Annotated in this window: 5 protein-coding genes and 1 pseudogene; 3 read left to right on the forward strand and 3 right to left on the reverse strand. The window is 68.1% G+C overall.

The genetic code is table 11. The features are described from left to right. Positions 1-1063: Ig-like domain-containing protein (locus tag RN901_RS06310; protein ID WP_310757090.1), on the reverse strand; the 1063-nt coding region annotated here is incomplete at its 3' end. Positions 1064-1250: 187 nt separating this feature from the next. Between RN901_RS06310 and RN901_RS06315 the strand changes: the two genes are divergently transcribed. Then, positions 1251-1460 carry a hypothetical protein gene (locus tag RN901_RS06315; protein ID WP_310757092.1) on the forward strand — a complete coding sequence of 70 codons (210 nt, stop codon included), beginning with the start codon at positions 1251-1253 and terminating at the stop codon, positions 1458-1460. 277 nt (positions 1461-1737) lie between these two features. Beyond that, positions 1738-2097, forward strand: coding sequence for a hypothetical protein (locus tag RN901_RS06320; protein ID WP_310757094.1), 360 nt, complete (start codon positions 1738-1740; stop codon positions 2095-2097). A 293-nt stretch (positions 2098-2390) separates the two neighbouring features. Here the strand turns inward: RN901_RS06320 and RN901_RS06325 are convergent. Continuing rightward, positions 2391-3373, reverse strand: a pseudogene (locus RN901_RS06325) (IS256 family transposase). A gap of 1043 nt (positions 3374-4416) precedes the next feature. After that, the gene (locus RN901_RS06330) at positions 4417-4917 is read right to left on the reverse strand and encodes a hypothetical protein (RefSeq protein ID WP_310757095.1); all 501 of its coding nucleotides are present in this window, start codon (positions 4915-4917) and stop codon (positions 4417-4419) included. Positions 4918-4984: 67 nt separating this feature from the next. On the opposite strand from RN901_RS06330, the gene RN901_RS06335 reads away from it, so the two are divergent. Beyond that, entirely contained in the window at positions 4985-5293 is a 309-nt protein-coding gene (locus RN901_RS06335; protein ID WP_310757097.1) for a hypothetical protein, read from the forward strand. Positions 5294-5409: the final 116 nt, after the last annotated feature.

The following is a 5409-nucleotide window of genomic DNA, read 5'->3' on the forward strand; positions in this document are numbered from 1 at the left end:
CGGCATCTCCCACCGGCGCCTCCTGCGTGAGTTCCAGCGTTCCCGATACCGTCGGTCGAGTGAGCAGCGTCCCGCCCGTCGACGTCCCGACCAGGCTCTCGAGGAGGTACGTCCCGGTGAGATCCGGAGGCGGAGGCGGCGGAAGCACCGCGATCTCCGCCATCCCTTCCACTCCCGCGGCCGAACCGCCGCCGGCCGCCGTGATGGTCGCCGTTCCCTCGGCCACCCCTCGTACGAGGCCCAGGCTGTCCACGGAGGCGACCGCGGTATCGCTCGAGGTCCAGCCGAAAGCCGCGTCGGCGACCACGTGTCCGTTGGCGTCCGTCGCCGTCGCGACCAGCCGCACCGTGTCGCCCGTCGCGAGGGTGTGGGTCGTGGGCGTGACCTCCGCCATCGCGGCCGTCTGAGAGACCACGATCGAAGCACTGTCCGACACATCGCCAGAGCGGGCCGTGACGGTCGCGTTCCCGTTGGCCAGGGCCGTCACCAGGCCGCTCGTATCCACCGACGCGACGCTGGCATCGCCGCTCGACCAGACCACGGCTGCACCCGCGATCGGGCGGCCGAGCTGGTCGTGTACATCGGCGGACAGTCGGACCGTCTGGTCGATCGCGGTGAGCATCGCGGTGTTCGGCGTGACCGTCACGATCGTGGGCGCCGGTGCCGCCACCTCCACGGCGAAGCTCTGCGAGGCAGAGAGTCCGCCCGGGTCGGAGGCCGTGACGGTCACCGCCGCCGCGCCCTGCGCGACGCCCGTCACGGACAGATCGGTGCCCGAAAGGGCGACGGTCGCGACTGCGGCGTTGGACGTCGCCGCCGCATGGCTCAGCGCGTCGCCGTCCGGATCCGAGAACGATGCCGAGATGTCCATTGTCACGGTCTGCCCCTCGACGACCATCTGATCCGGAATCGCCGTAGCCGCCGCCGGCGCCCGGTTGGCGGGCGGAGGAGGAGGCGGCGGTGGGAGAGGAGGTGGCGTGGGCCTGGGGTCGACGGTTCCGCCGCCACCGCAGGCCGCGTTGAGGACTGCGGCTCCGACCAGAAGGAGCGGGAGGATTCGCACCCGACCGTATCTTGGCATTATCGCTCGCACCTGTCCCTCCCCAAAGAAATTAAAGCGGGTTTTCCGGCGCGTCCACGTTCAGGTCGGTAGCGACGGGCTTAGCAGCCCGTGGCTAAAGTCGTCCGCAGCCGTCCTTGGTGTCGATTGAATTGGAGGGACACCGTGTCCTTCGGCAAGGAGGAAGGCGATGGCGATGGGCAGGCGGCGCAAGGGTCGGCAGCGGGAGTTGTTCGTGGCGGCCAGTGAGGTTCGGGCGCTGGGCAACCCGTTCTACCGGGCGCTGAACCGGCTGCTGGATGATCACGGCTTCGACGAGTTCGCGGAGGAGGCGTGCCGCGAGTTCTACGCGGAGAAGCGGGGCCGGGCATTCCGCCGGGCGTGTACTTCCGGGTGCTGATGGTGGGGTATCTGGAGGGGATCGGCTCGGAGCGGGGGATCGCGTGGCGGTGCGCGGACTCGATCTCGTTGCGCGAGTTCCTGGGATACGGACTCTCGAAGAACCCGCCGGAGCATTCCGGCCTGTCGAAGACGCGCAAGCGGCTGAGCGTCGAGGCGCACGCGGCCGTGTTCGGTCGGGTGGTGGAGTTGCTGCGGTCCTCGGGTCTCCTGAGCGGCAAGACGCTGGGGGTGGACGCGACGAAGCTGGAGGCGGCTACGAGGAGTGGCTGGAGCAGGTGGCGAAGGCGTCGGGGATCGAGACGCCGACGCGGGAGGATCTCGCGAAGCTGGACCGGACGCGCCCGAAGAAGAAGACCTCGAACAAGGAGTGGGTTCATCCGCACGATCCAGAGGCGCGGATCGCGAAGATGAAGGACGGCGGCACCCGCATGGCGCACAAGTTCGAGCAGGCGGTCGATCTGGAGACCGGGGCGGTCTGCGCGGTGACCGTGCAATCGATGGACGGCGGGGACACGGCCTCGCTGCCGGTGACGCTGGACGAGGCGGCGCGGCAGCTGGCAGGCGGTCGAGGCGGCTCCGGGGGAGGTCGTGGCGGACAAGGGATATCACTCGAACAAGACGATGACGGGGGGTGAGGGACCGGGGACTGCGAAGCTATGTGAGCGAGCCCGACCGGGGACGGCGCAACTGGAAGCGGAACCCGGACGCGAAGAAGCCGACCCACGCCAACCGACGACGGATCCGGGGCGACAGGGGGAAGCGGCTTCTGCGTCAGCGCGGCGAGAAGCTGGAGCGTGGCTTCGCGCACATGCTGGAGACGGGAGGACTCCGCCGTGTCCACGTTCGCGGCCGGGAGGAGATCCGAAAACGGATCCTGATTCAGGCCGCCGCGGGCGTGTCAGATTTTTTGTGTAAATGGCCCTCGCACTCATACGGGCACTCGGCCCTCGAACACGATCGACAGGTGGTTCAGGGCGGCGGTTCCAGTCCTGAACGGGCCGGGTCCAGCGCTCCGAGGCCCTGTCGATCGCGAGGTACAACACCTTTCTGACCGCCTCCGGGGTCGGGAACGCGCCGCGGCTTCCTCGTCACCTTGGTGAGCTGCGCGTTCAGGGCCTCGATCGCGTTCGTCGTGTACATGACCTTGCGGATCTCGGGCGGATAATCGAAGAACGGGGTCAGGTTCGCCCAGTTCGCCCGCCACTTCCGGCTGATCACGGGGAAACGCTCGTCCCAGCGCTCTGAAAAGGCCTCCAGCGCCGTCTCGGCCGCCTCAAGGCTCGGAGCCCGGTAGATGGCCCGCAAGTCCCGGGCGACGGCCTTGCGCTCCTTCCAGGAGACGAACCGGAGCGAGCCGCGCACCAGATGCACGACGCAGAGCTGGACCTGCGTCTTCGGGAACACCGACTCGATCGCCTCGGGAAAGCCCTTGAGTCCGTCGATCGAGGCGATCAGGATGTCCTCGACGCCCCGGTTCCTGAGTTCCGTCAGGACCGAGAGCCAGAACTTCGCCCCCTCCGCCGCGCCCACCCACAGCCCCAAGAGCTCCTTGTTGCCCTCCAGGTTCAGGGCGAGCGCGAGATAGACGGCGTGCGTCTGCACGTGGCCCCGGGACCGCACCTTCTCGTCGAACCCGCCCAGCCGGCGCTGGCCCTTCCTCACGAACTGCGGGTCGAACGTCGAGTCGCGGTCCCGCGGCACCTCGATCTCAAGCTCCGACGTGTCCGTCTTGACCCGCTTCCGCGTGCGGCCGTTGCGCGAGTTGCCGCCGTTGTGACCCTCCCTCGCGTGCTTCTCGTAGCCGAGGTGCTCGGTGAGCTCGCCCTCCAGAACCCGCTCCATCACTCGCTTCGTCAGCGCGTCCAGCAGCCCGCCGCCGCCCATGATCTCCTCCGGGCTGCGGCCCTCCATCAGGCTGTCGAGAAGCTCCTTCACCTCCCGCTCGGTTGCATCCTTCCTCTTCCTGGCTATGGTCTCCTCCGGCTTCCAGAGTCTACTCCATGGCCATTTACACAGAAATCAGCACACTCCCGGCCGCCGCCTTCCAACCTCGGGCTGCTGATGCGCAGCCTGTACGGGATCGGCACCCCGCGCGGCCTTCAGGGCTTCGCCGGGGCGCCCGCAGCCCTCGCTCGACACCTCTGGGCCGCCATCGGGCGCGTTCTCGGCCTCGTCCGCCGCCGTCTCGGCCCTCTCAGCGCGATTTTCGGCCCTGCGACCATCGAGATGCGCCGTGGCCGCATTCACCGCCCGGCGCTTCGATTATCCCTTTGTTCCACGGACTGCTAGCCCTGGCCCTGCGCGGGGGCTGCGGTCGAACCAATTCCCAACGCCGCCCACACGATGGCCATCCGGCCAAGGAAACGAATGGGAGTCGGAACGGGAGGGTCTCCTTGTGCAAACTGAATCATGCCGACCCCCGACACTGACCGCGAAGGAACGCGTTTCCGTCATCCGTTACACAAGTAACGGCAGACAATGTAATGGCCGACGACATGCTTTCGACCGGAGGCGCACTCCGCCTCCTCGATCAATCCACCCTAGCCGTGGAGTCGGCGATCCCCAAAGATGTCGATGTGGACCGATCTCGTTCAAGAGCGGACGAGGCCGAGTTGAGGCCCACCCGCGCGGCTCGATACGACCCGTGCCAACCGTCGGGAACCATCACCGGCTCGGTCCGGAATCGCGATCCGGCCCGGGCCGCCTGATCCTTTCCAGCAGTTGCCGCGTCATCTCCATCTGCTCCCTGGCCCTGCGCCGTACGTCCCGGAGTATCCGGTCAAGTCCGTCACCCGCGCGCTCAGCCGCTCGACTTGCCGCTGCAAGGCTTCGACCTGTTCTCGCAACGCTCCGATCTGCCCGGATTGCCGCCGCTGTTCCGTTTCGTACTGCCCGGACAACCTTTCCAAGGCGGCCGTCAGCCGCCGTTCCAAGTCGGTCACGCAGCTCCCTCCTCAATCCCTCGACAGCTTCAAGTAGGGCCGCCCGTCCAGGGTGAACGCCGGGCGGACCGTCGTCCCGGCGGGAAGCGACACGTACCGGTCCCCGCTGCTCACCATCAACTCGACGCCCCACGTCGTCTCCTCGATCTCGGCCAGCGTCGCGCGCGCCCACCGGGTCCGCGTGTCCAGCTCGTCCAAGGTCTCGATCCGGTCGTGGATGCTCCTCGACAGCCAGTGCATCGTCCCCAAGCTTCCGAAGCAGATACCGAGGAAGAGGCTCATGCCGACCACCAGCGGCCGGAGCCAGGCCTTCATCAGCAACTCGCGCATCCGACCGGTCGCCTCGGCCGTATCGGCCTCGATGGAACGCAGCGCGCCGCTTGCGACGGCGCTCAAGTTCTCGCCGAGCCGCGCGAGCTCGCGCGCGGCTTCGTCCTCGATTCGCCTCCGGTCGGCCTCCAGCCTGCTCCTCAGCCGGGAGGTCAAGTCGCCCGGGCTCGAAGTCTCGTTCATACAGTTCTCCTCTCAGCCGCCACCGCTTCCCGCTGTCGGGATCGCGGGCGGTGATGTAGTCCTTGCCTTGGCGGGTCACGTCGAGGCCAACGTCCTCCAGCGCGGAGACCACGTCGGCTCGGTCCTTGACCGCGCCGTGCTCGACGCGCTGCACGAGGTAGTCGCGGATCAGCGTGCGCGGGTCCGCCTCGTGTTCGAGCCCGGCCCTGAGCTTCGACGCCTCGATGTAGGCCACGTGGCCCGGCCGCTGTGCCCTCGCGCGCCTCGGATCGTCCGGGCGGCTCCAGCCATGCTCGTGGTTGAAGGCGTCGCGGAGCGGATCGAAGGTCTGCTGCCAGCCGGGGGGCGCGATGTTCAGGCTGCGGCCCGTCTGTAGGTCGCACTGCGCGGCGAGGATGTGCGCGTGGACGCCGCCTCCGCTCTCCCGGTGCAGGACCGCCGTCCACACGGATCACGAGGGGTCCGAATCACGGCAGGGAATCATCTAAAGTC

It is taken from the genome of Candidatus Palauibacter soopunensis, assembly GCF_947581735.1.
In the GTDB taxonomy this organism is placed as follows: Bacteria; Gemmatimonadota; Gemmatimonadetes; order Palauibacterales; family Palauibacteraceae; genus Palauibacter; species Palauibacter soopunensis.